This window comes from Leucobacter sp. UT-8R-CII-1-4 (genome assembly GCF_030010235.1).
Classification (GTDB): Bacteria; Actinomycetota; Actinomycetes; order Actinomycetales; family Microbacteriaceae; genus Leucobacter.
Map to the genome: position 1 here is coordinate 323,868 of NZ_JASCRS010000002.1, position 25,771 is coordinate 349,638.

The window sequence follows — 25,771 nt, forward strand, 5'->3', positions numbered from 1 at the left end:
GTTATTGACGTTTGCCGTTGTTACGAGTGGCAAGCCAGACGCCGAGAATTCCGATCAGAACAGTCACCAGGGTCAGCGCAGAACCGATCGCGTTGATTTCGGGAGTGAGCCCGAATCGAAGCATCCCGTAGATTCGAACAGGCAACGGCGAGATTTCGCTTCCCGTCAAAAAGACCGAGGTTACAAAATCACCGAACGAAAGAACAAAGGCAAGCGCAGCCGCACTGAGCACCGCGGGCAAAATTGATGGCAGAATCACGAATCTGAAACAATCAAGGCCGCTCGCCCCAAGATCGTAGGCCGCCTCTTCAAGGGCGCGATCCATCGTTCGAATTCGGTTACCCATAATTACCGTTACGTACACGAGCGCGAAAGTGGTGTGACCGATCAAAACAGTGAGCCAAGAAAGCTCGATCTGAACCATAGCGAACAGAGTGAGCAGGCCAATCGCTGTTGCAAGTTCAGGTGTGATGAGCGTCGTGAGGGTAAGCCCTTCAACCGGGGTTGTGGCCTTTTTGTGTCCTCTCGCGAACGCCCAAGCGAGGCCGGTACCAATCAATACCGCGAGCGCCGTCGCGCCGGCTGCAATACCGAGGCTCATTCCCAAAGAAGCTACGACATCAGGATTGCCAAATGCGGTCTCATACCAACGCAGGCTGAAGCCCTCAAGTCTCGAGAGAGATTGACTGCTGTTGAAGGAGAACAAAATAATGACAATCAGCGGGAGAATCAGAAAGCCGAGCGTGAACAGCAGAATTGCGCCCAACCAAATAGGCATGCGGTTCGCTTTGTGTGTGCTCAGCGAGAGCGCGTTTGCATCAAGCATGAGCTTTCTCCTCCTTGGCTCCGCGCCGGGCCATCTTCTGTGCGATTCCTCGCGGGATAAGAACGAGCGTGCTTGCGAGAATCAATCCGACGAGCAAGGTCACGGTCAGGGCTGCGCCGAACGGTAGCGAACCTGCCGAAGCAAGTTGGTCTCGGATCAGGTTGCCGATCATGTATTGCGATCCGCCCATGAATTGTGCAACGGCAAAGTCACCGAGCGAGAGTAAGAATACGAGTTGGCAGCCCGAGATTATGCCGCCAGCTGTCAGCGGCAATGTCACTTTCAAGAATGATTGGAAGGGTGAGGCGTAGAGGTCACTCGCGGCCTCAAGCAAGGTGGTGTCTAGCTTTTCTACTGCAAGAAATATCGTGAGGATCATGAAAGGCAGGAAGCTGTAGACCAAGCCCATTAGCAGCGCACCGGGTGTACCGAGCAGAGTGCTATTTGCGTCTGCCATTCCTACAGAACGAAGGAACTGCAGCACTGGCCCTTCTTGTCCAAGAATCTGAACCCATGCATAAATACGTACCAAGTAGTCAGCGAGCCATGGAATCAGCACGAATAGCAGCAAAACAACTTTGCGCCTGCCCCCGTAACGCGAAATTGCGTAGGCGGTCGGATAAGCAATCAACAGCGCAAAAAACGTTGCTGCCAATGCGTAGCCGAAGGTGCGGAAGATAACCGGCAGATATGCGTCTTGAAAGACGAGCTGGTAGTTATTCAGCGTCCAACCGTATGTTGGCCTGCCGATCACATCCGGTGTCGCGAACGATGACGTCGCAATCACGAGCAGCGGAAGCAGGTAGAACAAGATCACCCACGCACCGCCGATGGCGAACGGCACTTTCCAGTGCTGACGCATATTGACCCTCCTTGGTCGATAACAGCATCTACATTAGCAAAAAAACTTTTCCATTTCTATCACTAAATAAATCAGATTTACAGAATTTCTGACTTCAAGATGGATATTAATCACAAAAACTGAAATAGTAATTCTAAATAACCAAACCAGCACGTATTGCTGCAACCTCATGCTGCTGCGCTCCTGCACCGACGCAAGGGGCCATGCACAGCGATCAGAGCCATCACTTCGCAGGAGACTTTCGATGCCATACAACGACACGCTTTCGCGTCTCGAACCAGCATTGCGCGCGTTCTTTCCACCGCAGGCAGAAGCTGCGATCCACCGAACAGACGACACAACCATGGCCCGCATACCGATACATACGGTGTATGTTCCCGCAGACAAACTTCAACAAGACACCCCAACGCAGTGGGGCAAGACTGCCACTGCAGCAATCACTGAAGTTGGGGGCTTCGAGCGTTTTGTTGAAATTGCTGGCGTACCCGAAAGTCAGATCCCTCGCTTGGCGACTCGTGTCGAGGCCCGACTCACAGAGATGCCAATCGAAGATTTACGCATCGATTTTGAAGACGGCTATTTACTGCGTGGCACTGCCGCCGAACCACAAGACGCGCGCAGGGCTGGTGCCTTGGCTGAAAAGCTCAGCATCAACCCCATGCAGATCGGCATCCGAATCTCACCGCTGAGCAGCCGCACGGCAGCGCAAGCTCTTGGCACCCTCGAAGAGTTCCTCAATGCCCTATGTTCAGTAGAGCAAAGCGAGCCAAAGCTTGTCGTCACCGTACCTAAGGTCAACTCAGCCCGAGAAGTTGAAGCAGCAAATCTGATTCTCGAAACCGCCGAACGATCATTTGCGCTACACCCAGGTGCAATCGCGCTTGAACTCCAGGCAGAAACCCCCGACCTGATCACCTTGCTACTTCAAGACTCTGGCTTTCTCGCCAGGATGCACGAACAATACCCAAGGATTTCTGGGATCCACTACGGCACCTATGATTACTCCGCCAGCCTCGGGATTGATCCAGCAGAACAGCGGCTGGATCACCCATCTGCCGACTTCGCGAAGCAAGTGCTTCAACTCGCAACTCGACGGGGTCGAGTTCGACTCAGCGACGGATCAACAAACATCGTGCCGAACCTCGCCTATGGAGTTTCTGCCTGGAAACATCATTTCGAACTTGTGAAGCGAAGCCTCAGGCTGGGCATTGATCAGGGTTGGGACATGCACCCTTTGCACCTGCCGAGCAGAATCCTCGCGATTGAAAGCTACTACCTCGCAGCTTCAGATTCTGCCGTCGAGCGGCTATTTGATTACCACGCTCGCACCAGCACCGGCGTAATGGACGAACCCGCGTCAGCACGTGCCCTTGCCTCGTTCTTGCGCAACGGCATTCGTCTTGGCGCACTAGACCTCTCAGAAGTCACTACGCGAACCGGACTCACTGAACTTCAACTTAACGCCTATGCGCGCACAGGATTCGCCACGGAAAGGACCAACGCATGAACTACTTTTCACCCACCGGGGGGCATCCCGAGCAGCAACAGCTATTGACAGGACGGGCCGTGGTCAAAGATGCCTACACGGTTATCCCGCAGGGCGTGATGCAGGACATCGTCACCAGTGTTCTGCCCGAATTCACCCGCACCCGCTCATGGATCCTCGCCCGACCAATCGCTGGTTTCACCTCAACTTTTGCCCAGCTCGCAGTCGAGATTTCTCCGGGCGGTGGATCCGACGCTCCCGAGCCTCAACCGAACGTACAGGGCGTCATCTTCGTTACCGCGGGAGCACCCTCGCTCAGCTTTCAAAACAAAACGCATCAGCTCAGCCCAGGTTCATACTTTTACTATGCGCCCGGAGAGAACTGGCAAATCAAAAACGAAACTGAACAACTCGTTTCGTTTCAGTGGATCCGCAAAGCCCATGAGCTATTGGAAGAACCGCCCTCATCTTTCCTCAGCCACGATAATGAGGTCACACCCCAAGCCATGCCGCACACTGACGGGAAGTGGTCAACCTCAAGGTTCGTAGATTCAGATGATCTGCGCCACGATATGCACGTCAATATTGTGACGTTCCAGCCGGGAGCAAGCATTCCCTTCGCAGAGACACATGTCATGGAACACGGCCTCTACGTGCTTCAAGGCAAAGCCGTATATCGACTCAATGACGATTGGGTCGAGGTCGAAGCCGGCGATTTCGTTTCGATGCGAGCATTCTGCCCTCAGGCGTGTTACGCGGGCGGGCCTCAGCCGTTTCGATATCTCCTGTACAAAGACGTGAACCGTCAAGTTCGCCTCTAGCCCGGCAACTCGAACTCACTCGCATGAAGGAGATCGCCACCTGGTAGGAAAACTTTTCGGCGGCAACATTCAGCTCAATACTCACCGCCGAAGTAGTGCAAGCAACTCGCCCGCATGCGTGAGTTGCGGGTGGTGTCCGGCGCCCTGAATCACTGAAAACTCGACGTTTGGTAGCGACGTCAGCCTCTCGATTGCAGCGCTTTCGAGAGGGTCGTCGCTCCCCCAGATAATCTGAATTGGCCCGCGAAATCGGCTGAGGGCCCCTCGCAGTTCGTCGCGCCACTCCGCTGAGCGGGCAGTTGCAAGGTGGGCGGCAACGCGCTTGGCAGTGCCACGTCGCAGATCGCTCACGCTAGATTCAAGCGCGTCAGCATTGGCCGTAGATTCCGTAAGTTGATGTGAAAGCCGCTGGGCAGTGGCACGACGCAGGTACGCGCTCACCAGCAGCCGTGAGCTTGCCACCCCAGCTGCTCGAGCCTGCAAGAAAAACGGAGCGACCAGGGTAAGCGATTTCACCCGCTCAGGGTGTTCTTCGGCGGCGAGCACAGCTGCCGCGGAGCCAACGGAATGCCCGATAAGGTCTGCGGGTTGCTCGCCAAGCACCGCGGGCAACCACTGGCGCCAATCGCCGATACCGTCCCCAGCGCTCAGACCAAGACCCGGTAAGTCAAGTGCTCGGCCCTGGATTCCGTCGGCAATGTCTGCCCAAGTGTCTGCGTTCACCGGCAGTCCGGGGAAAATAATGCGGGCAGAGTTGTGGTCGCCCAACTCAAAGGTGCGAATGTCCCCCGCATTGATAAACCGCCGATTGGGTTCTCCCGCTGCACCAAAACGGTGCGCAGCCAGGTAGTCTGCCCAACGCTCAAGCGACATTAAAGTGTCTGGTTGTTCCAGACCATGCCTCGCAGCGAGCTCATTTGCCGCTGCGGTTGGATACCGGTCGGTTGACATGAAGCTGAGCGTCTCGGGGTCTGCCTGGGTGATCCAACGCGGCAAACGCTGAATCACACGCACCGGAATCTTGAACTTCGGAACCACTGCGCCGAGATGTTCGCCGAGGTGCGTAAGCAGAGCCGGAAGTGCTGGAGTGTTGTCGTCGAGCACCCAATATGCGCGGCCAGCGGCCTCAGGATCGACCGCAGCGGCAGCCATAAAATTTGCAAAGTAGTCGACCGTGACAATGGGCAAAAACACCGCCTCGCCGCTTGGCAAAGCAGCCATTTCACGATTGTAGATCTGCTCGATCGTGCTGGCCAGGCCAATGAATTGCTCTGATTCACCGGTTGCGCTGTCGCCAATAACGCTCGACGGGTTGACGATGGTCAACGAAATTTCCGCCGATTGAGCTAAAGCCTGAATGATCGCGTCGGACTCAACTTTTGATGCCTCGTACGCGCCGAGTTTTTTGTAGAGAGCATCTCGATGTGCGTCATTCCAGGGCACCATTGCCGGGTCTTGCCCGCCAACTCGATAGCCAGAGATGTGCACGACACGTTGCAACATCGGCAGTTTTTTGGCGAAGCGGATCAACTTTTCGACAATGCCAACATTCGCGCTTCGCGCTTCTTTTGCGGTCATGCCAAAGCGGTAGAGGCCTGCACAATTGTGAATCTCGGTGACGCTGGCGCAGTCGTTCTGGCCGCCGTCGAGAATCTCTGGCGCATCGAAGTCGACGATCATCGTGCGAACGGGTTGTTTCGCGCCATGATTGTTGAGCCACTGCTGCACGCGCTCACCCGATTCGGCCGTACGCACCGCAGCGGTGACTTCGGCGCCAGCGTTTGCGAGGGCCAGCATGAGGTGTCGCCCGACGAGCCCCGAGGCCCCGAATACGAGCGCGTGTCTTGCGGCAGTGGAGTTGGTTTCTGCATGCATGTTATGTGTTGCGATCACTTTGTTGGGGTGTTGCTGGCGTTACCGCCGATGTTGTCGTCGTTACCGCCGGTGTTACTTGCGCCGCTGCTCGTACGCGAGTTGATGAGTTCGGCCACCACTTCGGCGGCGGACATCAGAGCTTGGGTGTTTCGCATGGCCCGAGAAACGATCACGGCTCCCTCGATGGTTGACACCACAACTGTTGCGAGTGAGCGGGCAGTTGCCTGCTCTAGACCCTCGGATTCAAGCAGGGCAGCAGTCGGTCCGATCCAGGATTCGAACGCACTTGCACACGCCGAGCGCAGTTTCTCGCTTTCTGCTCCCATTTCAAGGGTGACAACCGAAACTGGGCAACCAAGGCGGTAATCGCTTTCGCTTACGATCGCAGCAAGCGTCTCGATGACCACTTGTGCGGTGCCTGCGGCGCTGCCTTCAGTTGCGGCGGCTTGAACAATCAGCGCTTCAAACTGTTTCGAGGCGAGTTCAACCGCGGCGATGCCGAGCCCTTCTTTCCCATCTGGAAAGTGGAAATAGACCGAACCTTTCGGCGCTGTGGCATGTTCGGTGATTGCGTTCAGACCTGTGCCGCTGTAGCCGTTGCTCTGAATCAGTTCGAGCATTGATTCGGTGAGACGGGCTTTGGTGAGGTCTCCTTTTGATGGCATAGACAAAGAATAGACCGGTCTATATATTTTTTGCAAATCACCAGAGAAGCCAGAGATTTCGGCCAGATTCGCATAAAAAGCTCGAGACACGATACGGTTCTAGTGTGTACCGCCTGTCGTTTGGTTAACGGGCCTGCGTCTCATCCGCGCAGGGTTCCCCACGGAGGGTGTCTTTTCTGACCCCTCCTGACCCCCGTCAGACCAGCACGAGCACTCTTTCTCGCTCGGGGCACACATCTCAGGAGGCCTCGTGGCCACCCCCATCTTCTTGCGCTCTCGGCACCGCCAATTTGAGCCAACTCGCACCGCAGCATGCGCTCGCGACCCAACCACTCGATCGCGGGCTCCGGCGACCACGCGCTAGCGCGCAACCTCCCGCCTCGCAACGCGCCTCCAAATCTTGTTGACCCCTCACTCCCCCACATTGCGGGAAGAAAGCAATATTCAAATGTCCCACCTCGAACTCTCCGGGATCAGCTACACGCTGCCCGACGGGAGACCACTACTCAATGACGTCAGCTTTCGCGTTGGCGACGGCGCAAAGGTTGGCCTGATCGGCGCCAATGGAGCAGGCAAGACCACCCTGCTGCGTATCGTCACAGGAGACGTCACTCCAGAAGAAGGCGTCGTCTCGCGCAGCGGCACAGTCGGCGTCATGCGCCAGTTTTTCGCGTCTGGCACGGTGCACGAACTGCTGCTCTCATTCGCGCCCGCGACCGTGCAGGCCGCTGCGGCACGCGTGCAACACGCTGAAAACATGATGCTCGAAAACAGCGACCCAAGCCGCGAAGAGGCCGTGCAGATGAGCTACGCACGCGCACTCTCTGACTGGGGCGACGCAGGCGGCTATGACGCTGAAGTGCTCTGGGACGTCTGCACCATCGCTGCGCTCGGCGTTCCCTACGAGCGGTGCAGGGATCGCGCGCTCAGCACCCTCTCAGGAGGCGAGCAAAAGCGAATCGCGCTAGAAGCGCTACTGCGCGGTAGTGATGACGTGCTGATTCTCGACGAGCCGGACAACTACCTCGATGTACCGGGCAAACGCTGGCTCGAAGAGCGCCTGCGAACATCAGAGAAGAGCGTGCTGTTCATCAGCCACGATCGCGAACTGCTGGCGCGAAGCGCGACCGCAATCGTCTCCCTCGAATTGGGCGCGGCAGGCAACACCGCCTGGACTCACCCCGGCTCATTCGCAACGTACCACGCAGCACGAGCCGCCCGTTTCGAGCGACTTGACGAGTTACGCAGGCGATGGGACGAAGAGCGACAAAAACTCAAAAAACTGGTGCTGATGTACAAGGAAAAGGCGGCCTACAACGACGGCCTGGCAAGCCGATATCAAGCCGCGCAAACTCGTCTCGCGCGTTTTGAAGCTGCCGGACCGCCCGAAGAGCAGCCTCGCGAACAAGACCTTGCGATCCGCTTGACCGGGGGCCGAACCGGCAAAAAGGCAGTCGTCTGCAGCCAGCTCGAGCTCACCGGCCTCATGTTCCCCTTCGACCTCGAAGTTTGGTACGGGGATCGCGTGGCGATCCTCGGTTCAAACGGATCGGGCAAATCGCACCTGCTACGACTTTTCGCCACCGGCGGCACCGATCCTGAGGCCGAGAACCGGCCCGGCACCGATGTGGTGATCGAGCCCGTGCTACACGAGGGTGTCGCGAAACTTGGCGCGCGGGTTCGGCCTGGCTGGTTCGCCCAGACGCAGGGCAGGCCCGACCTGGTTGGCCGAACACTGCTCGATATTTTGCATCGGGGCGATGACCACAGACAGGGCTTGCCACGTGAGCAAGCGGCACGAGCACTTGCACGTTATGAGCTCGCTGGGGCTTCAGAACAAGCGTATGAAATGCTCTCGGGCGGCCAGCAGGCTCGTTTGCAGATCTTGCTGCTTGAGCTCGGCGGCGCGACGTTGCTTTTACTCGACGAGCCGACCGACAACCTCGATCTGGTCTCTGCCGAAGCCCTGCAGGAGGCGCTGCGCAGCTTCGAGGGCACCGTGCTCGCGGTGACGCACGACCGCTGGTTCGCGAGAGATTTCGACCGCTATCTAATCTTCGGCGAAGACGGAGAAGTGACCGAGTCAGACGTGCCAGTGTGGGATGAGGGGCGCGTGAAGCGGGCGCGGTAGGGCCGCGGCTTTAGGGCTGCTCGCTCTCGTCGATTTGCCGTGATTCCCGGTTGCTGCGCGGGGTGGTGTGTTGCCATCCCGCGCAGTCGGGTCATTGGTTTGCAAAATATTTAGTAAGCGCGCATACTATTTTCATGAGACTTATCACCACCCACACTGCCGCCACATCACACAGCGCTCAGTCAGTGTTCTCACTCTGGGCCGACCCTGCGGGGTGGCCAAGCTGGGACTCGGAAGTGAGCGAGGTCCACTTTGCGGGCATCGCCAAACTGGGTGCGCAGGGCCAGATGCGCCCAGCATCCGGACCCGCCACAACATTTTCGATCACGGCATACGAACAAGATCGGGTGTTTACAAACACGTCCTCCCTGCCCGGCGCAACACTGATTTTTGATCACAAAGTCGCACCCACAAACGACGGCGCCACACTCCAAGTTTCAATCGGTGTCGACGGCTTTCTTGCTCCACTCTGGCAACGTCTACTCCACAAAAGCATGAAAAGTGCGGCGCGATCCAGCGTGACCGGACTACTCGAACACTTGGACGCAGCGTGAGCCGCGGCTGGCTAGGTGTCGTCTCGGCCGCCCACGTGCGCCGCGGTGTTGAACTTGGCATCGCCCAAATCAACCACGGCAAACGCGCTCCGCTCGCGCGCATGCACACTGGCGATACCCTCATCTATTACTCACCAACAGAACAGCGCGGTGATCGGGACGCCTATCAACATTTCACCGCGATCGGTTCATTCCATGATGACGACATATGGCAAGCTGACGAGGGTAGCTTCAAACCGTTCCGTCGCCGGATCGACTACCTCCCGGTACACCCTGCACCTCTCGCCGAGTTGCGCCCAAGGCTTCAACTGACGCAAAAACCAAACTGGGGCTACCAGCTCCGCTACGGGCTTATACCGCTCGAGGAACACGACGTACAAACAATCATGGAGGCAATGCACACATGAACGGCGCACTCGAAACTTCCTATCCCAAGCCAAGTGCGAGCACCGGGCTCATGCTCTGGCAGGTGACAAACTCGTGGCAACGTGAGATTCGCGCCACGCTCGCGCCCTTCGACCTCACCCACGTCCAGTTTGTACTTCTCGCCGTGCTCACCACCATGGATAACGAAACCATAGTCACGCAACGCGACCTCTCCGAGCGGGCCGCAACCGATCCAATGATGACCTCGCAGGTACTCCGAGCGCTTGAAAAGAAAAAACTCGTCGAGCGACCTCCGCATCCAACAGACCGCAGAGCACGCACCCTCAAAGCAACTTCCGACGGCGTGGCCCTCGTCAACCAAGCCAATGCTGCCGTCGAAACCGCCGACCGCGTCTACTTTGCGACCCTCGGAGACAAGGTGCAGAGCTTCACCGACTGCCTCGCGGAGCTCAGCGCCGCCTCTGGCACCGCGGGCAAAAGTGCGACGACCGATTCATAAACGCCACGCGCCTAATCTCACCCTCGCACCGGGGGCACGCCTCTCCCCCGCGACCGTAGGCGTTGAGGGAGTGGGCGAAATACCCTGCTTCACCGTTCACGTTCACGTATTGCTCATCGAAGCTCGTGCCACCCTCGATCAGCGCCTGCGCGAATACCTCGCGCACCTGCGTCAACAGCTCGGCGGCTTTGCGCGCGCTCAGCCGCGCACCGGGAGTCTCGGGGTGCACCCTCGCACGCCATAGCGACTCGTCAGCGTAAATGTTTCCGACACCACTGATCAGTCCCTGGTCAAGCAGCGCGCGCTTTACCGCAGTGTTGCGCGTGCGCAGCGACGTAATAAATCGCAGGTCATCAAAAGCAGGGTCGAGCGGATCGCGCGCAATGTGCGCGGCTTGACTTGGTATGGCGGCAAGTGTGGTGCCGCGACCGGCCGCGAAGCCATCATCCGTCGGCACGAGCGTATCGATTGCGAGTGAGCCGAAGAGGCGTTGATCGGCGAAGTCGACCCGCATTTCGCCGTGCTCGGGATGTTCGATCCAAAGCCGCACACGCACGTGGCGGTCGTCTGCTGCTTCGTGCGCCCGCAAGAGCATCTGACCGCTCATGCCAAGGTGCGCAAGCAGCGCCTGCCGAGGCACAGAAGAGGCATCAGCGAGACCAACACCACCAGCACTAGCACCAGAAACACCGGCACCAGCAAGCGGCATCCACAAGAACTTGCCGCGGCGCACTGGCTCAAGCAGTCGCGCTCCAACAAGCCGTCGTTCAAAATCGGCGGCAGCAACAGCAAGGTCAGTAGACGCAGAGGCAGGCGGCTTGTGTCGTTTCAACGCCCGCGTATCGAGTACCTCGACTCCGGCGATACGCGCATCACGAACTGCTGGCGCCAGGCCAGCTCGAACCACCTCAACCTCGGGCAGCTCAGGCATGTTACTTGCTCTTGCGGTGCTTCAGCGCGCCAAGATCACGCAGTTTCAGCACGAGTTCGCGCGCGGCGGCAATCTCGGCAGCTTTTTTGCTAATGCCCGATCCCTCGCCAACAACACCGTCCAGTTTGACGGTCGCATGAAAACGACGGTCATGGTCTGGGCCCGAGCCGACAATGTCGTAACCCGGTCGCGTGACACCGCGCGCGTCAGCTTCTTCTTGCACAGTGGTTTTCGGATCAAGTGAGATCGAGAAACGTTCTGGGTCGGCAATCAGCGGCGCCACCAGGTCAAGCACGAAACGAGCGGCCGTCGCTGGATCGGTCGACAGATAGACCGCGCCAATAATTGCTTCAACCGCATCTGCGAGCAGTGATTCTTTCTCACGCCCGCCACTGCGCTCTTCACCAACGCCAAGCAGGAGCTGGTCACCGACGCCAATCGTGCGCGCGACCTCGGCCAACGCGACACTCGATACAAGTGCTGCCCTACGGCGTGAAAGTTCACCCTCAGAGAGGTCTGGGTACTCCGTGAACAGTTTGACTGTGACGGCCTGCCCCAGGATGGAATCGCCCAAGAACTCGAGACGTTCGTTGTGTGGCGATCCACCGTTTTCGTAGGCCCACGACCTGTGCGTCAACGCGAGACGCAGCAGGTCTGGGTCTACCGCCACCCCGAAGGGTGCAAGAAAGCCGCCGAGTTCACCCTGAGGTAAATTCGACGGCTTTCCCATAAGTTTTTGTTGCCCGTACGAGCTAGCAAACACTCACCAATTCGATAACGGCTTTCGCCGCCACGAATGGTTACGCGTCTGCTACCTTGCGGCCCTTGTACTCGAGGAACAGAGCGTTGCCCTGTGAATCCTCGACCACGCGTGCGCGGTGTGGCAGGCTGTAGACGGTGCGGCCACCCTCAACGGTCTTTACCAGCTTTGGCGCTTCGGCCTTCCACGCCGAACGGCGGTGGCGGGTGTTCGAACGCGACATCTTGCGCTTGGGAACAGCCATGATGCTCTCTTTCCTACTTGCTTTCTGAACCGGTGTCCCGGCTCACGTCAGATTCTTCGGCCAGCAATCCGGCCAGCGCAGCCCATCGCGGATCAACCACGGCGGACTCGGCTGCAGCCTCAGCATCGCGCACATCGCCGGTCTCGGGGTCGAGACCAGGGCAATCTGGGCGGCACACGGGCTGGAACGGAAGTGCAAGCACTACCGCGTCTCGGAGCGGGGGTTCAAGATTCACGTGATCACCGTGAACACCGTACTCTTCGGCCTCCGTAGGAGTATACGCGAAAAGCTCCTGAAATTCGACTTGGAACGGCGCGGTGAAATCCTTGAGGCATCTTCCGCACTCCGCGTGCATGGTGGTTCGAGCAGTTACCGAGGCCAAAATACCCTCGTGAACCGACTCCAAACGGACCTCAAGATCCATGTGTTCACCGGCAGGAACCGTGGCAAGTGCCTCGCCGAATGCCTCGGGTGTTGCGAAACCGCGTTTGCGTTCGCGCATTTCGCCGGGACGGTTGTGAATGTCCCGAATATTTTCTTCGTATATGCGCATGCTGGTCACTAATACAGATTACCCGATTCTTAGGAGTGTTTCCTGCGAGCGGGCGTGGCAAGATGATCCCAAGCAAGCACAAGCCCCTTCGGGCCCCAGGCAGGAGCACCCCCATGAACTTGACCAAGTCAGCGAAGACCAGATTTGTCGCTGTTGCGACCGCAGCTACCTTGCTTGTGCTCCCCCTGGCTGCGTGCTCATCTAACTCAAACTCGACTCCGCCGGGAACTGGTTTCGCGGATGCTTCAGGTCAAAGCGTTGACGGCGGTGGCGGATATTTCGCGCCCGGCCGCGAGGCAATGGCCGATCAGCTTTCAAATTTGAACGGTTCGTCTATCACGACAGGTTCGATCGGTATTGAGGCAGCGGATCCCATAAAAGTTGCTGATCGTGTGTCCGAGGTGGTGAAGAGCCTTGATGGAGCGGTTGAGTCGCGAAACAGTACGGAATTTGGCGATGGCAATTCAAGCACTGTGCTTTCAGTGTGGGTACCCGCAAAAAAGTACGATGAGGCGTTCGATCAATTAGGTGAGCTCGGCAGGGTACTGAGTGAGAATCGCGACAGTTTCGATGTTTCCGCACAGCAGGACGAACTTTCTGCCCGGATCGGTGCCCTCGAAGAAGCGGTGTCGCGCCTCACTGCCCTCGCTGAGAGCACCAGCGAGGTGAGTGACCTCATCGCTATTGAGGGCGAGCTTTCCATGCGTAATTCAGAGCTGGAGATGCTCAAGTCACAATATGAGGCAACTGCTGAGAGCATTGATCACTCACGTATTTTTGTGTCGCTGAGCACCCCAGTCGGTAACGGCGCAGGGCCAACGACGTTCTGGGATGGTGTTCTCACGGGGCTCGCGTCGATCGTTGCGGCTGGCGCCGGGCTTCTGGTGCTGCTGGGCATCTTGGTGCCGTGGATCGCCCTGATCGGCATCGTGGTGTTTGTGATTGTGCTCGCCCGTCGCTCGTCAAAAAAGCGCCGCGCGAAGAAAGCAGAGCGGCCAGAGCAGGCAGAACCCGCACAGGGCGCAGCGGGCGCAGCGGGCGCAGCGGGCGCAGCGCAACCAGCGAAAGACGCTGCACCATCAGCTGGCGCAGAAGCGGCCCCAGAAACAGCTGAGCTCCCGGAGTCAGAGACCCCGAGCGCTGAGCAGAAGTAACGACGCCTAGGCTGGTCGCGTCGAATCGAGGTACTTCGCGACCACCGGTGGTACGTAATCGCTGACGTCGCCGCCGAGCGAGGCGACCTGGCGCACCAGCGAACTTGAGACGTGCGCGTGGCCCGGCTCGGGCAACAAGAACACAGTCTCGACACCGGCGAGGCTGCGGTTCATCAGTACCATCGGGGTCTCGTACGCGACGTCGATCTGCGAGCGCAGACCCTTGACGAGTACGGTTGCGCCGACCTCGGTGCAGTAGTCGACGAGCAGCCCGACCGACCACGACGCAACAATCACGTTCGATGGAATCTCTGGGTCTTCGTCGATGGCCTGCTGCAGCAGGTTCATCCGCTCACTGATGGGAAGCATTGCATTCTTGCCAGGGTTGTGAACGACAAGAACATGCACTTGGTCAAAGATCGCCGCTGCACGGCGAATCACGTCGAGATGCCCAAGGGTGACGGGATCAAACGAACCAGGAACGACGGCGATACTGCTCATACCTCACAGCCTAGAGGCAAGCACACACCTCTCGCGCATGATTCACGAGAGATTCGTTACTTCTCAGAGATTCCACGGCAGTTGTCGGGCATCTCCGCAGATTCTTCGATACCTTTTGCCAGCAGCGCGTCTGCTCGTAGTCAGTTCAGTAGCGAAAGCCGACAACCTCTGCAGCATCCGTTGGGGTTAGGACTTCGCGAGGTTGTCGAGGTTGCGCTGTTTTGCTTCTTCTGCAAGCTGCTCCGCCAATAGCGGCGCGCTCGCGAGTTCGGGGTCACGCGCAAGCAGTGCAGCAGCAAGCTCGCGGGATCGCTCAATCAATTCTCCGTGTTCGGTCACCCGCAAGAGGCGAAGTGTCGACCGGCCACCCGATTGTGCCGTGCCCAAGATGTCGCCCTCGCGGCGCAGCTCGAGGTCACGTTCCGCAAGGTCAAACCCGTCTACGGTGTCTGCAACCGCTTCAATTCTTTCGCGTGCGACGGTGCCTGGCTCTGCGTTTGTGAGTAAGAGGCAAAGCCCCGGGTGCTCCCCTCGCCCCACACGACCGCGCAGCTGATGCAACTGCGAGACGCCGAAACGTTCAGCATCGCGCACGATCATCATCGAGGCATTCGGCACGTTCACGCCGACCTCGATCACGGTGGTCGCCACCAGCACGTCAATTTCGCCCGATGCAAACGCCCGCATCACACGGTCTTTTTCGTCGGCCTTCATCGCACCCGTGAGCGCTGCTACTCGAATTGAAGCGTAGTCGGGCCTGGTCTGCAGCTCGGCCAGCGTCTGTTCAACGCTTGCGAGCGGAGGCGCGCTTCTGCCTTCGCTCGCGGCATCTTCGAGCGTCGGATCGCCCGCTTCGTCTCCGTCTTCGCGCGTGCTGGCAGAAATGGCCGGGCAGACAACATAAACCTGTCGCCCCGCAGCGATTTCTTCGAGTGCGCGAAGCCACGCTCGTTCTGCCCATTTCGGGCGTTCGTGCACCGGCACGGTGAACGAACTAATGCCTTGACGTCCGGGCGGCACCCGCCGAATAAAGCTGGTCTCTAGGTCGCCAAAAGCCGTGAGAGCCACGGTACGAGGAATCGGTGTCGCTGTCATAGCGAGCACGTGCGGGTTTGTGCCCTTAAGTCGCAGCGCTTCGCGCTGCTCAACACCGAAGCGGTGCTGCTCGTCGACGACAATCAGTCCGAGGTCGAAGAAGGTGACGCCCTCACTCAGCAGCGCATGTGTGCCCACTGCGATGCGTGCCCGGCCACTCGCGAGCGCAAGCAGTGCTTTGCGTCGCTCTGCGACCGGCATCTTGCTGGTGAGCAAGACCGGGTGCAGTTCGCTCGTCAGCGCATCACCGAGCGTCTCAAGCACGCTTCGGTAGTGCTGAGCCGCAAGCACTTCGGTCGGCGCGAGCATTGCGCTCTGCCCACCGGCTTCTGCCACTTGCAGCATCGCGCGAAGCGCCACAACTGTTTTACCCGAACCGACTTCCCCCTGAAGCAGTCGGTGCATGGGCTGTGGCTGCGCGAGTTCTGCTGCTATGGTCTCGCCAGCGTCAAATTGCTCGTCGGTGAGGGTGAACGGTAAGCCCGAGTCGAAAGCGTCGAGCAGACCACCGCTCTGCCTTGCTCTCGCGGTGCCCGGCAAGCTCCCCGCCCGACGCCTGCGGTCGAGCAAGGCAAGCTGCAATTCAAAGGCTTCTCTGAAGCGCAGGCTGTCGCGCGCCCTCCGCCAATCAGAGCGTGCAGCCGGACGGTGCACCAGTTCTAGCGCCTCACCGAGTTCAAGCAGCCCCTCGCTTGAGCGCAACTCAAAGGGCAATGGATCTTCAATCGAGCCCGCGACCGCGTCGAGGGCAAGGCCGATCGCTCGTTCGATCGTCCAACTCGGTAGCTTTGCGGTCGCCGGATAGATCGGCACTGGCTTTTCGGAGTAGGCAAGCGCTGCCGCTTCATCAAGCTGACGCGAACGCTCTGGGGTGAGTTCTGCCTTTGCCTCGGCTACTGCGCCTTGCGCCCCCGCCGCACCAGTATCAGTACCGGCACCGGACGAAGCAGCCCGATTGCCGCCATTAAACAACTCATAGTCGGGGTGCTGCAATTGCAGTTGCCCCCGATACTCGCTCACCTTGCCCGCGAAGATGCCACGAGCCCCGGCAAAGAGCTCGCTGGCACGCCAAGCTTGGTTGAAGAAGGTCAGCTGCAGGCTGCCAACTCCATCGGTAATTTTTACTTCAAGCAGCTTGCCACCGCGCTGCATCTGCCTGCTGCGCACATCGAGCACCTGCGCGAGCACGGTGACGTGCTCGCCAACAGGTAAGCCAGAAAGCGGTGTTAGCTCACCGCGCTCTGAATAGCGCCTCGGCAGGTGCCACAGCAGCTCGCGCACCGTGGCCATGCCAAAAGATTTTTCGAGCACACTCGCGGTGCGCCCGCCAACAACAGCGTCGAGACGAGTATCGAGCGATGCCGTGGCCATGCCATAAGCGTAGCCGCACCCTCTGACATTCAAGACACGCGCGAGAGGGGCGCGCCAGCAAGCTAGGCTATTTTCGTGACTCGAATTATTGCCGGAACCGCTGGATCGCTGCGGCTTGAAGTGCCAAAAGCAGGCACCAGACCCACCAGCGACCGCGTACGCGAGGCAATTTTCTCAGCACTCGAATCGTGGAATTTACTCGCCGGCTCACGCATCCTCGATCTTTACGCTGGATCCGGTGCTCTTGGCCTCGAAGCGGCAAGCCGCGGCGCAAACCGCATTGTGCTCGTCGAAAAGCACCCACAGGCGGCACAGGTCGCCGTGCGCAACGCAAAGACCGTCGCGCAGGCTTTTCATGGCGCCAAAGTGCCGAGCATCGACGTATCGCGATCCAGCGTGCAGCACTATCTTGATGCCGCAGCAGGCGAGCAATTCGACGTGATTATGCTCGACCCGCCCTACGATTTGGGCGAGCAAGAGCTGAAAGCAAATCTCACAGCCGTCGTGCCACTTATCTCAGCAGACGGCGCAGTGCTGGTTGAGCGCTCAAGCCGCTCCCCAGAGCCAAGCTGGCCTGAGGGCCTCAGCCGCTTCCGCGAGAAACGCTACGGTGAAACCGTGCTCTGGTGGGCTGAAGCCACGCAGGATGATGCATCGCAAGGCGAGGACTGATCCCACGCTTTTTCCGTAATGTGCGTTGACCACACAACGCGAAAAACGGCCCCATTCCCTCGAGCAGCAAGGGAGTGGGGCCGTTAGTCTTGGGCGGCCGAAACCGCCCAAGTCATTAACCGCGCGGGATCAGGGTGTACTTGGTCGAGAGGAACTCGTGGATTCCCTCGAAGCCGCCCTCACGGCCGATACCCGACTGCTTCAGACCACCGAATGGTGCGGCAGCGTTCGACACGATGCCCGTGTTCAGGCCCATCATGCCGGTCTCGAGCTTCTCGATCATGCGCTGACCGCGAGCAATGTTCTCGGTGAACACGTAGCTCACGAGGCCGTACTCGGTGTTGTTCGCAATCTCGACAGCCTCTTCCTCAGTTGAGAAGCGGATGATACCGAGTACGGGTCCGAAGATCTCCTCGCGCATGATCGCCGACTGTGGGCTGAGCTTGTCGATAACGGTTGGCTGGAAGAAGTAGCCTGGGCCCTCAACAGCCTCGCCACCGGTGATGATGGTGGCACCGGTCTCAACAGCGTCTGCAACGAGGCGAGCAGTGTTGGTCACTGCCTTCTCCTCGACGAGTGCGCCGATGTCGTTGCCCTCTTCAGCACCACGACCGATGGTCATAGCAGAGACACGCTCGCCAACGCGACGAGCGAACTCGTCAGCAACCGACTCATGCACGATGATGCGGTTTGCAGCGGTGCATGCCTGGCCGATGTTGCGGAACTTCGCAAGCAGCACACCCTCGACGGCCTTATCAAGGTCAGCGTCTTCGAAGACAACGAATGGTGCGTTGCCGCCGAGCTCCATTGAGGTGCGCAGAACGTTCTGGGCAGCAGCCTGCAGCAGAGTCACGCCAACTGGGGTCGAGCCGGTGAACGAGAGCTTGCGCAGACGAGTGTCCGAGAGGAGAGCGCTCGACTGAGCACTCGACTTCGAAGTTGCCACAACGTTTACCACGCCAGCTGGCACGCCAGCCTCTTCGAGCAGCTGCGCGAAGAAGATGGTGGTCAGTGGGGTGAGCGCCGCTGGCTTGATCACAACGGTGCAACCTGCGGCGAGCGCCGGAGCGATCTTGCGGGTTGCCATTGCCAGTGGGAAGTTCCACGGGGTGATGAAGTAGCAAGGACCAACTGGGATGTGCGAGACAACCATGTTGCCGGTGCCCTCTGGGTTCGGGCGGAAGTCGCCGCGAACACGCACTGCTTCTTCCGAGAACCAGCGGAGGAATTCGCCACCGTAGTTGACCTCACCGCGAGCCTCGGCGATGGGCTTACCCATCTCCATCGACATGAGCAGCGCGAAGTCTTCCTTGCGCTCCATCAGGAGGTCGAATGCGCGGCGCAGAATGTTCGAACGCTCGCGAGTTGGCGTTGCCGCCCACGCGTCCTGTGCAGCTACTGCCGCATCAAGTGCGCGCACTGCGTCTTCAACGGTTGCGTCAGCGATCTGCTTGATGACCTCACCGGTCGCTGGATCGTGTACGTCGAGCGTTGCACCGGTGGTCGATGGCTGCCAGGTGCCGCCAATGCCGAGACCCGATTCAACGCGGTCGAGCAGTTCCTGTTCGTTTGGCTTCAATGCCATGAGATTCTCCTTTTCGGGGCTTCGTGGAAAACCGAAATTAGTTCGCCTTGATTGCGTCGACGACGACCTGCAGGCCCTCGCGAAGCAGCTCGTCGCTGATGGTCAGCGCTGGCAGGAAGCGGATCACGTTGCCGAAGGTGCCACAGATCAGAGCGATAACGCCCTGCTCGCCTGCGATCTTTGCAACAGCGCCGGTGAGTGCTGCGTTCGGGGTCTTGCTTCCCGACTCAACCAGCTCAACAGCCATCATTGCGCCGCGGCCACGGATGTCGCCGATGCGGTCATCGGTCTTAGCGAGCTCACCGAAGACCTCTTCGATGATTGCCTGAATCTGCTGAGCGCGCTCAAGCAGGTTCTCTTCCTTGTAGGTCTCGATCGTTGCGAGAGCTGCTGCACATGCGATTGGGCTACCGGTGTAGGTGCCGCCCAGTCCGCCGGCGTGTGCCGAATCCATGATCTCGGCGCGGCCGGTCACACCTGAGAGTGGCAGGCCACCTGCGATGCCCTTAGCAACGGTCACCATGTCAGGCACGACGCCCTCGAACTCAGCGGCGAACATCTGGCCGGTGCGTGCGAAACCGGTCTGCACCTCGTCGAGGATGAAGACAACACCGTTCTCGGTTGCCCACTCCTGCAGTGCTGGCAGGAAGCCTGCTGCTGGAGCGATGAAGCCACCTTCGCCCTGGATTGGCTCGATGATGATGGCGGCAACGTTCTTCGAGCCAACCTGCTTCTCGATCTGGGTCAGTGCGACCTCAGCTGCCTCGATGCCGGTCAGGCCATCGCGGTATGGGTATGAGGTTGGTACGCGGTAGACCTCAGGAGCGAATGGACCGAAGCCATCCTTGTATGGCATGTTCTTTGCGGTCATGCCCATGGTGAGGTTGGTGCGGCCGTGGTACGCGTGGTCGAAGACGACGACCGCGTTGCGCTTGGTGTAGTGACGTGCAATCTTGATTGCGTTCTCTACTGCCTCAGCACCCGAGTTGAACAGCGCCGAACGCTTCTCGAAGTCGCCTGGGGTCAGCTCGTTGAGCTTCTCTGCTACTGCAATGTAGCCCTCGTATGGAGTTACGGTGAAGCAAGTGTGGGTGAACTGAGCAACCTGCTGCTGCACTGCCTCTACGACGCGAGGTGCCGAGTTACCAACGCCGGTAACTGCGATGCCCGAGCCGAGGTCGATCAGCGAGTTGCCGTCTGCATCGAGCAGAACGCCGTCGCCACCGGCAACGATTGAAACGCCGAGTGCGTGGCCTACGCCTGAAGCAACAGCAGCCTTCTTGCGTGCCATGATGGCTTCTGACTTTGGACCTGGGATCGCGGTAACGAGGTTGCGAACCTGTGGCAGTGCCTTGCCGCCCTGGATGTTCTCCGACATGGTTACTCCTTCTTGAAACGTAAGCGTTGAAGTCTTGAAAAATACACCTGACTGACGTCGGGTATTTCTAGCACCAGCCTAGGACTCGCACCTGGCAATTCAGAGTGACATAATGGCGAACAATGGAAAACAATTTCGCCAACCTGGCAATGCCCAGCACGATCGAGCTCAACGATCTTCTGCACGACTATTTGCTCGGTCTAGTACTCATCGCCGGCGGCGGTCGCCCCGGAGACCAGCACCCCGTGCAGTGGGTGCACGTCAGCGACCTTTCCGACCCGTCACCCTTCCTCACGCCACGCACCGTAATCCTCACCACAGGCGGCCAATTCAGCACCCCGCTTGAACAAGAAGAAGCCGATGCATATGTGCGCAGACTGGTAGAAGTTGGCACCACAGCCCTTGGCGTTGGCGTTGGTTTGCAGTGGGATCGCATTCCCCCTTCTCTCATCGAGGCCTGCGAACAGGCACAACTGCCGCTCTTTCGTGTGCCTTATGACACCCCCTTCATCGCGGTGGTGCGCACGGCAGCCCGTCTCATTGACGCACAACTGCGCAGCGACACCTCGTGGGGCCGCGAGCAATTTGGCTCGTTCAGCAGCCTGGCAAGGCGTCGAAACCTTGGTGAAGCAGAACAGGCCGTGCGCAGCGTCGTACTCAAACTCCTCCTCGAGGGTCAACGCGATCTGGCAGAGCAGGTCGCTTCGAAGATGCTGCCAACGCTGCCGCGCGGCCAAGTGGCCGTAGTGATCGCGCCAACACCAATTGCATCGCCAGCGCTCAAAGAGCTCACTCCCCTACTCGCCGAGCAGCCTGGCGTGTTTTCTTCAGAGGATCGGCAGCAATTCACGGTGATCGCTGAGCACAGTCAGCTCGCCACGCTGCGGCGCGTGCTCAACAAACATGCCATCAGCTGCGGCATCTCAGAGCGCGGCTCAGCTTCAGATATTCGTGAGCTTCTTGAGCAAGCAGAACGTGCTGCTGAGCTTGCAAGGCAGTCGCCCGAAGAGGGGCCCGTACTTTACCGCCCTGAGATGCACGCTGGGGTGTTGCAACTTCTGCAACAGCGCCCCGAAGCGGTCAGGCGCGCAAACGGACTGCTCGCGCCGCTGCGCCTGCACGACGAACGTCACAAAGACGAACTTCGCCTGAGCCTTGAGGTTTGGCTTGCACATCATGGCCAAACGAGTGCCGCGGCGACCGAACTCGGAGTGCACCGGCACACACTGCGCGCCAGAGTGAGCACCGCGGCAAGCCTGCTGCAACGAGATCTCGACGACCCCGACACTCGGGCGGAACTTTGGGCCGCCATGCGTATTTTGCGCGGTGGATCGGCAAATTCAAGCAGCTAGGCAACGCGATTAGGCGAAGCTCATTCTGCTTTCGCGCCCGGTGGCAACTCACCATAGGGATCCCAGCCGCGAGGCTGAAAAGGCGCACCGTCGAGCAGCACGCGCACACCGTCGGAGCGAGGATCGCCCACCGCACCAATCTCGAGAAACCCTGCGGGCAGCACCGTTCCCGCGGCGAAGGTCGCAAGCAGGCCGTGGTCTTCTCCACCGGTGAGCATAGACAGTACCGAAACCTGTTGGCCACGTTGCACGCCGAACCCGCGTTCAAGCAACTCTGAGTCAAAACGCATCGACACATCACTTGCTTCGCCGAGCCGTTCCGCGTCAAGCGAGAGTCCATCCGAAACATCCATCATGGCGCTCGCACCAGCTACGGCCGCCGCAGCACCCATTGCGATCGGCGCGACCGGCGCCAATTGCGCCGCGAGCGCGGCAGGATGCTGGTCGCGAAGACGCGCCATCGCATCGCTTGTAGCGATCCCGTGAGCGTCTGCGCTCTCCCGAAAAAGCAGCGCGAGCCCGATCCCGGCAAGCCCAAGATCGCCGGCATAGGCAATGGTGTCACCGGGCTTCGCGCCTGAGCGCAGCACGGGGGTTCGGCCCTGCATATCGCCGAGCGCGGTCACCGCCGCGAAAAGCACGGGCGAAGTCCCAAGGTCTCCCCCGACAACTCCGCAACCGGGCGCGAGCTCATGGCAGGCAGCATCAAGCCCTCTCGCGATACCTTCGAGCAGAGCAACGTCGGCGTCTTGCGGGCAAGCGAGTGAGACTGTCAACCCAATCGGTCGCGCCCCCATGGCGGCAACATCAGAAAGATTGGTCGCAGCGAGCTTCCATCCCAGGTCAAAGCCGGCGCCGGCCTCGGCTGCGCCGTGCCAGGCCATTCGAAAGTCGGGGCCCTCAACCATGGTGTCGCTCGTAACCACCACGTCTCCATTCGCGGCGAGGATCGCGCAATCATCACCCGGTCCGAGCAGTGCGGCATCGGCTGGCCGCAATTGCGCGAGCACGCGCTTCAGCACCTGTTTTTCGCCGGCATCGCCCACACTTACCACCCGTCCAAGGTATCCCACCTCGGCACTCGGCTGACACCCGACTTTCACAGAGCTTGCGGGGGTAGGCTGGCCTCGTGCTCATGAAGGTAACCAAGACTCGCAAAATCGCCGCATTTGCTGCCGCAGCCATCACCATGAGCCTGGCGCTCTCAGGCTGCGCCTCAGCGGTTCCAATGGAACCGGCAGAAGACGCAAACAACCCGGCATGCGCTGATGTGATCGTACGGCTGCCTAAGACAGTAGCCGATCTGCCAAAGCGCGCCACCAACGCTCAGGCCACCGGCGCGTGGGGCGATCCAGTGGGGGTCGAATTGCGCTGCGGCGTGCCAACGAGCGGACCAACCACTGACATGTGTGTGTCAGTGAAGGGTGTCGACTGGATCATCGACGATTCCGAAGCCCCCATCTACCGCTTTGAAGCGTACGGCCGCGAGCCGGGTCTTGAAGTGTTCGTAAACAGCGAGCTTGCCAGTGGCACGATGGTTGCGACCGACCTCACCAATGTGGCGCAGATGCTGCCGCAGGTTCGTCAGTGCACCAGCTACGACGATTCCCGTCGCATCGACAAATAACCGGGTCACCTCCGCACTTGCGAGTGCTCCTCAACTTGCGCTCATAGCCGCTCAAGAGCGCTGATGCCCGCATTGTTTCAGACTTGGGTTCCGTAAGCCAAAAGGTTGAGAAATGATCCGCCACCGTCCACGTTCAACGCGGCAAGCAGGCGGAGTCGCTCGCACAAACGAGGTTTGCGCTAAAGCCTAAGCCTGGCGCTCAAGTGCGAGCTCAATCAGCTCGGTAATCAAATCTTTGTAGGCAAGCCCCGACTCTTCCCAGAGGCGCGGATACATCGAGACCGGAGTGAAGCCAGGCAGCGTGTTGATTTCATTCAGCACCGGGCCCTGCTCGGTCAAGAAGAAATCAATGCGTGAAAGACCAGCGAGCTGTGCCGCTTCGAAAGATCGCACTGCGGCATCGCGGATCGACTCGAACTCTGCATCGGTCACTGGCGCAGGCAGCACGAGTTCGACGCCCGAAGCACCAAGATACTTGGCTTCGAAGTCGTAGAACTCACGACCGCTAAACGCAATCTCGCCAATCACAGAACTGGTGCGAGGGGCGCTACCGTTGCGCCCCTGCAGCACAGCAATTTCAACCTCGCGACCAACGACGCCAGATTCAATCAACACAATTGAATCCTCAGCGAAGGCGACTTCGAGCGCAGCAGGCAGTTCATCGGCAACCTTCACCTTGCTCACACCGACGCTTGATCCAGCGCGTGCCGGCTTCACAAAGAGCGGGTAGCTCAGTCCCTCGTCGAGACGCGCAACCACACTCGGATCGCGGTCAAACTCGTGACGGGTGATGGTGCGCCACGGTGCCACCGCGATACCCGCATCAGCGAGCACCGTTTTTGCGACGTGCTTGTCCATCGCGAGCGCTGATCCGAGCACACCCGAGCCAACGTATGGCAGGTCAACCAGATCTAGCAGGCCCTGCAGAGTGCCGTCTTCGCCGAAGGGACCGTGCAATGTCGGCAGCACCACGTCAACGTGCCCGAGCGAAGCGATCGTACCGTCCTCGCGAATCAGGCTGAGTGCGCGGGTATCGATCGAAGCAGGCCACAACACACGAGTCCCGTTTTCGACAACTTCGGGCAGACCACCAGGCACTAACTTGTAGTCGGCAAGATCTGCCTCGCTCAACAGTACGGTTGCACCACGCTTCGTAATACCAACCGGGATCACTTCAAACTTGCTGCGGTCGATAGCGTTCAGCACACCCGCTGCTGTAACGCAGCTGATTCCGTGCTCGCTTGAGCGACCTCCGAAGAGCAGCACCACCCGGCGCTTCGCGCCTTCCTCAGTGGTGTTCTGACTTCCAGCGTTCACGTCGGTGCTCATGCGTCACTTTCCCTTCAGTTTTTGCCAGAACTGCTGCAAGCGGCTTGGCTCTTGCGAGTTCAGGCGAAGCTCTGGTTTTGGCACATCATCTTCAGTAGCAAGGTGTGGGCCAAGATTTTGCGGACGCATAGTTCCGTCAAGCACCATCTGCACCTGCTCAACGATCGGCATCACAATGCCACGGGCACGAGCCAATTCGAGCACAGACTGCACCGAACTAATTCCCTCGGCGGTCTGCTGCATCTGCTGTTTCGTCTCTTCAAGAGAAAACCCCTGGCCGATCAACCGGCCAGCAGTGTTGTTGCGCGAAAGCGGCGACTGGCAGGTGGCGATCAGGTCACCGAGCCCGGCCAGACCAGAAAGAGTCACAGGGTCTGCACCAGAAGCCACCGAGAACTCAGTCATCTCGGCAAGCCCTCTAGTGATGATCGCTGCCTTCGTATTTTCACCGTAGCCGACACCATCAACGATGCCGATAGCCAAAGCAATAAGGTTCTTCAGCACACCACCGAGCTCGGTGCCCACCACGTCGGTGTTCACATAGCTTCGAAAGTATGGCGCAGAACAGGCCGTTGCGATCCGCTTCGCCACTTCAAGATCAATACAAGACGCCACCGCACCGGTCGGCTGTTCTTTAGCAATTTCAAGCGCAATATTTGGGCCAGAGACGACGCCCACACGACTCGGATCAAGATCAAGCGTGTCGATAATCACCTCGCTCATGCGCATGGTGCTGCTCTTCTCGACCCCCTTGACGAGGCTCACGAGCACGGCCCGAGGGCCAAGGTAAGGCTCTAGCGCGAGCAGATTTTCACGAAGCGACTGACTGGGTACCGCAAGAAACACCAGCTCTGCACCGCGCAAAGCGACCGCTGGATCACTCGTCGCCTGCAGAGTTTTTGGCAGGTTGATGCCTGGCAGGTATTGGGTGTTTCGTTTGGCGACCTGAATTTCGTTCGCCTGTTCTGGCCTGCGCGCCAAGATCGTCACATCGCAGCCGGCATCGCTGAGCACCTTCGCGAAGGTAGTGCCCCAGCTACCGGCACCGATCATTGCTACCTTGCGACCTCGGTTACGTTTTTGCCCAGCCGCTTGGACCGCGATCGATCCAGT

Annotated in this window: 25 protein-coding genes; 10 read left to right on the top strand and 15 right to left on the bottom strand. The window is 59.2% G+C overall.

The genetic code is table 11. The features are described from left to right. Nucleotide 1: 1 nt before the first annotated feature. Together QBL02_RS06460 and QBL02_RS06465 are read right to left on the bottom strand one after the other, a co-directional pair. Entirely contained in the window at nucleotides 2–826 is an 825-nt protein-coding gene (locus tag QBL02_RS06460) for an ABC transporter permease (protein WP_282725569.1), read from the bottom strand. Continuing rightward, on the bottom strand, nucleotides 819–1,688 hold the full coding sequence (locus QBL02_RS06465) for an ABC transporter permease (protein ID WP_282725570.1): 870 nt from the start codon (nucleotides 1,686–1,688) through the stop codon (nucleotides 819–821). Before QBL02_RS06465 ends, QBL02_RS06460 begins: the two co-directional genes overlap by 8 nt. A 244-nt stretch (nucleotides 1,689–1,932) precedes the next feature. Between QBL02_RS06465 and QBL02_RS06470 the strand changes: the two genes are divergently transcribed. After that, complete coding sequence (locus QBL02_RS06470; RefSeq protein WP_282725571.1) at nucleotides 1,933–3,195, top strand: aldolase; 1,263 nt, start codon at nucleotides 1,933–1,935, stop codon at nucleotides 3,193–3,195. Then, a complete protein-coding gene (locus tag QBL02_RS06475; protein WP_282725572.1) occupies nucleotides 3,192–3,995 on the top strand; it encodes a bifunctional allantoicase/(S)-ureidoglycine aminohydrolase in 804 nt (267 codons plus the stop codon). The genes QBL02_RS06470 and QBL02_RS06475 overlap by 4 nt, the downstream gene beginning before the upstream one ends. A gap of 81 nt (nucleotides 3,996–4,076) precedes the next feature. Here the strand turns inward: QBL02_RS06475 and QBL02_RS06480 are convergent, their stop codons facing one another. Both QBL02_RS06480 and QBL02_RS06485 read right to left on the bottom strand, forming a co-directional pair. Next, nucleotides 4,077–5,870: an alpha/beta fold hydrolase gene (locus tag QBL02_RS06480; RefSeq protein ID WP_282725573.1), complete on the bottom strand. Its 1,794-nt coding sequence runs from the start codon at nucleotides 5,868–5,870 to the stop codon at nucleotides 4,077–4,079. A 14-nt stretch (nucleotides 5,871–5,884) separates the two neighbouring features. Beyond that, nucleotides 5,885–6,535, bottom strand: a complete 651-nt coding sequence (locus tag QBL02_RS06485) for a TetR/AcrR family transcriptional regulator (protein WP_282725574.1) — start codon at nucleotides 6,533–6,535, stop codon at nucleotides 5,885–5,887. Between the two features lie 448 nt (nucleotides 6,536–6,983). Here QBL02_RS06485 and QBL02_RS06490 point away from each other — a divergent pair, with 448 nt between their 5' ends. The 4 genes from QBL02_RS06490 to QBL02_RS06505 all read left to right on the top strand — a co-directional run bounded on the left by QBL02_RS06490 (nucleotide 6,984) and on the right by QBL02_RS06505 (nucleotide 10,106). Next, nucleotides 6,984–8,666: an ATP-binding cassette domain-containing protein gene (locus QBL02_RS06490; RefSeq protein ID WP_282725575.1), complete on the top strand. Its 1,683-nt coding sequence runs from the start codon at nucleotides 6,984–6,986 to the stop codon at nucleotides 8,664–8,666. 134 nt (nucleotides 8,667–8,800) lie between these two features. Further along, the gene (locus QBL02_RS06495) at nucleotides 8,801–9,220 is read left to right on the top strand and encodes an SRPBCC family protein (protein ID WP_282725576.1); all 420 of its coding nucleotides are present in this window, start codon (nucleotides 8,801–8,803) and stop codon (nucleotides 9,218–9,220) included. Beyond that, nucleotides 9,217–9,627 (top strand): EVE domain-containing protein, encoded by a 411-nt coding sequence (locus tag QBL02_RS06500; RefSeq protein ID WP_282725577.1) that lies wholly within the window; start codon nucleotides 9,217–9,219, stop codon nucleotides 9,625–9,627. Before QBL02_RS06495 ends, QBL02_RS06500 begins: the two co-directional genes overlap by 4 nt. Continuing rightward, entirely contained in the window at nucleotides 9,624–10,106 is a 483-nt protein-coding gene (locus tag QBL02_RS06505) for a MarR family transcriptional regulator (RefSeq protein ID WP_282725578.1), read from the top strand. The genes QBL02_RS06500 and QBL02_RS06505 overlap by 4 nt, the downstream gene beginning before the upstream one ends. Here the strand turns inward: QBL02_RS06505 and mutM are convergent. From mutM to QBL02_RS06525, 4 genes are all read right to left on the bottom strand, one after another. After that, nucleotides 10,057–11,037 carry a bifunctional DNA-formamidopyrimidine glycosylase/DNA-(apurinic or apyrimidinic site) lyase gene (gene mutM / locus QBL02_RS06510; protein WP_282725579.1) on the bottom strand — a complete coding sequence of 327 codons (981 nt, stop codon included), beginning with the start codon at nucleotides 11,035–11,037 and terminating at the stop codon, nucleotides 10,057–10,059. The two genes, QBL02_RS06505 and mutM, sit on opposite strands and share 50 nt — an antisense overlap. A 1-nt stretch (nucleotide 11,038) precedes the next feature. After that, the gene (rnc, locus tag QBL02_RS06515) at nucleotides 11,039–11,767 is read right to left on the bottom strand and encodes a ribonuclease III (RefSeq protein WP_282725580.1); all 729 of its coding nucleotides are present in this window, start codon (nucleotides 11,765–11,767) and stop codon (nucleotides 11,039–11,041) included. A 70-nt stretch (nucleotides 11,768–11,837) separates the two neighbouring features. After that, entirely contained in the window at nucleotides 11,838–12,041 is a 204-nt protein-coding gene (gene rpmF / locus QBL02_RS06520) for a 50S ribosomal protein L32 (RefSeq protein WP_282725581.1), read from the bottom strand. Nucleotides 12,042–12,054: 13 nt separating this feature from the next. Beyond that, nucleotides 12,055–12,594 carry a DUF177 domain-containing protein gene (locus QBL02_RS06525; protein WP_282725746.1) on the bottom strand — a complete coding sequence of 180 codons (540 nt, stop codon included), beginning with the start codon at nucleotides 12,592–12,594 and terminating at the stop codon, nucleotides 12,055–12,057. A 113-nt stretch (nucleotides 12,595–12,707) separates the two neighbouring features. On the opposite strand from QBL02_RS06525, the gene QBL02_RS06530 reads away from it, so the two are divergent. Next, on the top strand, nucleotides 12,708–13,748 hold the full coding sequence (locus tag QBL02_RS06530) for a DUF4349 domain-containing protein (protein WP_282725582.1): 1,041 nt from the start codon (nucleotides 12,708–12,710) through the stop codon (nucleotides 13,746–13,748). A 6-nt stretch (nucleotides 13,749–13,754) separates the two neighbouring features. Here the strand turns inward: QBL02_RS06530 and coaD are convergent, their stop codons facing one another. Together coaD and QBL02_RS06540 are read right to left on the bottom strand one after the other, a co-directional pair. Then, a complete protein-coding gene (gene coaD / locus QBL02_RS06535; RefSeq protein WP_282725583.1) occupies nucleotides 13,755–14,249 on the bottom strand; it encodes a pantetheine-phosphate adenylyltransferase in 495 nt (164 codons plus the stop codon). 186 nt (nucleotides 14,250–14,435) lie between these two features. Further along, entirely contained in the window at nucleotides 14,436–16,715 is a 2,280-nt protein-coding gene (locus tag QBL02_RS06540; RefSeq protein WP_282725584.1) for an ATP-dependent DNA helicase RecG, read from the bottom strand. Between the two features lie 75 nt (nucleotides 16,716–16,790). Here QBL02_RS06540 and rsmD point away from each other — a divergent pair, with 75 nt between their 5' ends. Then, complete coding sequence (gene rsmD, locus QBL02_RS06545; RefSeq protein ID WP_282725585.1) at nucleotides 16,791–17,387, top strand: 16S rRNA (guanine(966)-N(2))-methyltransferase RsmD; 597 nt, start codon at nucleotides 16,791–16,793, stop codon at nucleotides 17,385–17,387. Between the two features lie 115 nt (nucleotides 17,388–17,502). Here the strand turns inward: rsmD and QBL02_RS06550 are convergent, their stop codons facing one another. After that, entirely contained in the window at nucleotides 17,503–18,972 is a 1,470-nt protein-coding gene (locus QBL02_RS06550) for an NAD-dependent succinate-semialdehyde dehydrogenase (protein ID WP_282725586.1), read from the bottom strand. Between the two features lie 37 nt (nucleotides 18,973–19,009). Next, nucleotides 19,010–20,350, bottom strand: a complete 1,341-nt coding sequence (gene gabT, locus QBL02_RS06555) for a 4-aminobutyrate--2-oxoglutarate transaminase (protein ID WP_282725587.1) — start codon at nucleotides 20,348–20,350, stop codon at nucleotides 19,010–19,012. A 122-nt stretch (nucleotides 20,351–20,472) separates the two neighbouring features. Here gabT and QBL02_RS06560 point away from each other — a divergent pair, with 122 nt between their 5' ends. Further along, nucleotides 20,473–21,702, top strand: coding sequence for a PucR family transcriptional regulator (locus tag QBL02_RS06560; RefSeq protein WP_282725588.1), 1,230 nt, complete (start codon nucleotides 20,473–20,475; stop codon nucleotides 21,700–21,702). 20 nt (nucleotides 21,703–21,722) lie between these two features. Here QBL02_RS06560 and thiL read toward each other — a convergent pair whose 3' ends face one another. Continuing rightward, nucleotides 21,723–22,757 carry a thiamine-phosphate kinase gene (gene thiL / locus QBL02_RS06565; RefSeq protein WP_282725589.1) on the bottom strand — a complete coding sequence of 345 codons (1,035 nt, stop codon included), beginning with the start codon at nucleotides 22,755–22,757 and terminating at the stop codon, nucleotides 21,723–21,725. Between the two features lie 80 nt (nucleotides 22,758–22,837). On the opposite strand from thiL, the gene QBL02_RS06570 reads away from it, so the two are divergent. Then, nucleotides 22,838–23,329, top strand: a complete 492-nt coding sequence (locus tag QBL02_RS06570) for a DUF3515 family protein (RefSeq protein WP_282725747.1) — start codon at nucleotides 22,838–22,840, stop codon at nucleotides 23,327–23,329. A 186-nt stretch (nucleotides 23,330–23,515) separates the two neighbouring features. Here QBL02_RS06570 and QBL02_RS06575 read toward each other — a convergent pair whose 3' ends face one another. After that, nucleotides 23,516–24,658 carry a D-alanine--D-alanine ligase family protein gene (locus QBL02_RS06575; RefSeq protein ID WP_282725590.1) on the bottom strand — a complete coding sequence of 381 codons (1,143 nt, stop codon included), beginning with the start codon at nucleotides 24,656–24,658 and terminating at the stop codon, nucleotides 23,516–23,518. Between the two features lie 3 nt (nucleotides 24,659–24,661). Beyond that, nucleotides 24,662–25,762, bottom strand: coding sequence for an NAD(P)H-dependent glycerol-3-phosphate dehydrogenase (locus QBL02_RS06580; protein ID WP_282725748.1), 1,101 nt, complete (start codon nucleotides 25,760–25,762; stop codon nucleotides 24,662–24,664). Nucleotides 25,763–25,771 lie beyond the last annotated feature (9 nt).

Coding starts and splice junctions, on each gene's coding strand:
- QBL02_RS06460 (WP_282725569.1), bottom strand. CDS start 826: ATGCTTGATGCAAACGCGCTCTCGCTGAGCACACACAAAGCGAACCGC.
- QBL02_RS06465 (WP_282725570.1), bottom strand. CDS start 1,688: ATGCGTCAGCACTGGAAAGTGCCGTTCGCCATCGGCGGTGCGTGGGTG.
- QBL02_RS06470 (WP_282725571.1), top strand. CDS start 1,933: ATGCCATACAACGACACGCTTTCGCGTCTCGAACCAGCATTGCGCGCG.
- QBL02_RS06475 (WP_282725572.1), top strand. CDS start 3,192: ATGAACTACTTTTCACCCACCGGGGGGCATCCCGAGCAGCAACAGCTA.
- QBL02_RS06480 (WP_282725573.1), bottom strand. CDS start 5,870: ATGCATGCAGAAACCAACTCCACTGCCGCAAGACACGCGCTCGTATTC.
- QBL02_RS06485 (WP_282725574.1), bottom strand. CDS start 6,535: ATGCCATCAAAAGGAGACCTCACCAAAGCCCGTCTCACCGAATCAATG.
- QBL02_RS06490 (WP_282725575.1), top strand. CDS start 6,984: ATGTCCCACCTCGAACTCTCCGGGATCAGCTACACGCTGCCCGACGGG.
- QBL02_RS06495 (WP_282725576.1), top strand. CDS start 8,801: ATGAGACTTATCACCACCCACACTGCCGCCACATCACACAGCGCTCAG.
- QBL02_RS06505 (WP_282725578.1), top strand. CDS start 9,624: ATGAACGGCGCACTCGAAACTTCCTATCCCAAGCCAAGTGCGAGCACC.
- mutM (WP_282725579.1), bottom strand. CDS start 11,037: ATGCCTGAGCTGCCCGAGGTTGAGGTGGTTCGAGCTGGCCTGGCGCCA.
- rnc (WP_282725580.1), bottom strand. CDS start 11,767: ATGGGAAAGCCGTCGAATTTACCTCAGGGTGAACTCGGCGGCTTTCTT.
- rpmF (WP_282725581.1), bottom strand. CDS start 12,041: ATGGCTGTTCCCAAGCGCAAGATGTCGCGTTCGAACACCCGCCACCGC.
- QBL02_RS06525 (WP_282725746.1), bottom strand. CDS start 12,594: ATGCGCATATACGAAGAAAATATTCGGGACATTCACAACCGTCCCGGC.
- QBL02_RS06530 (WP_282725582.1), top strand. CDS start 12,708: ATGAACTTGACCAAGTCAGCGAAGACCAGATTTGTCGCTGTTGCGACC.
- coaD (WP_282725583.1), bottom strand. CDS start 14,249: ATGAGCAGTATCGCCGTCGTTCCTGGTTCGTTTGATCCCGTCACCCTT.
- QBL02_RS06540 (WP_282725584.1), bottom strand. CDS start 16,715: ATGGCCACGGCATCGCTCGATACTCGTCTCGACGCTGTTGTTGGCGGG.
- QBL02_RS06550 (WP_282725586.1), bottom strand. CDS start 18,972: ATGGCATTGAAGCCAAACGAACAGGAACTGCTCGACCGCGTTGAATCG.
- gabT (WP_282725587.1), bottom strand. CDS start 20,350: ATGTCGGAGAACATCCAGGGCGGCAAGGCACTGCCACAGGTTCGCAAC.
- QBL02_RS06560 (WP_282725588.1), top strand. CDS start 20,473: ATGGAAAACAATTTCGCCAACCTGGCAATGCCCAGCACGATCGAGCTC.
- QBL02_RS06570 (WP_282725747.1), top strand. CDS start 22,838: ATGAAGGTAACCAAGACTCGCAAAATCGCCGCATTTGCTGCCGCAGCC.
- QBL02_RS06575 (WP_282725590.1), bottom strand. CDS start 24,658: ATGAGCACCGACGTGAACGCTGGAAGTCAGAACACCACTGAGGAAGGC.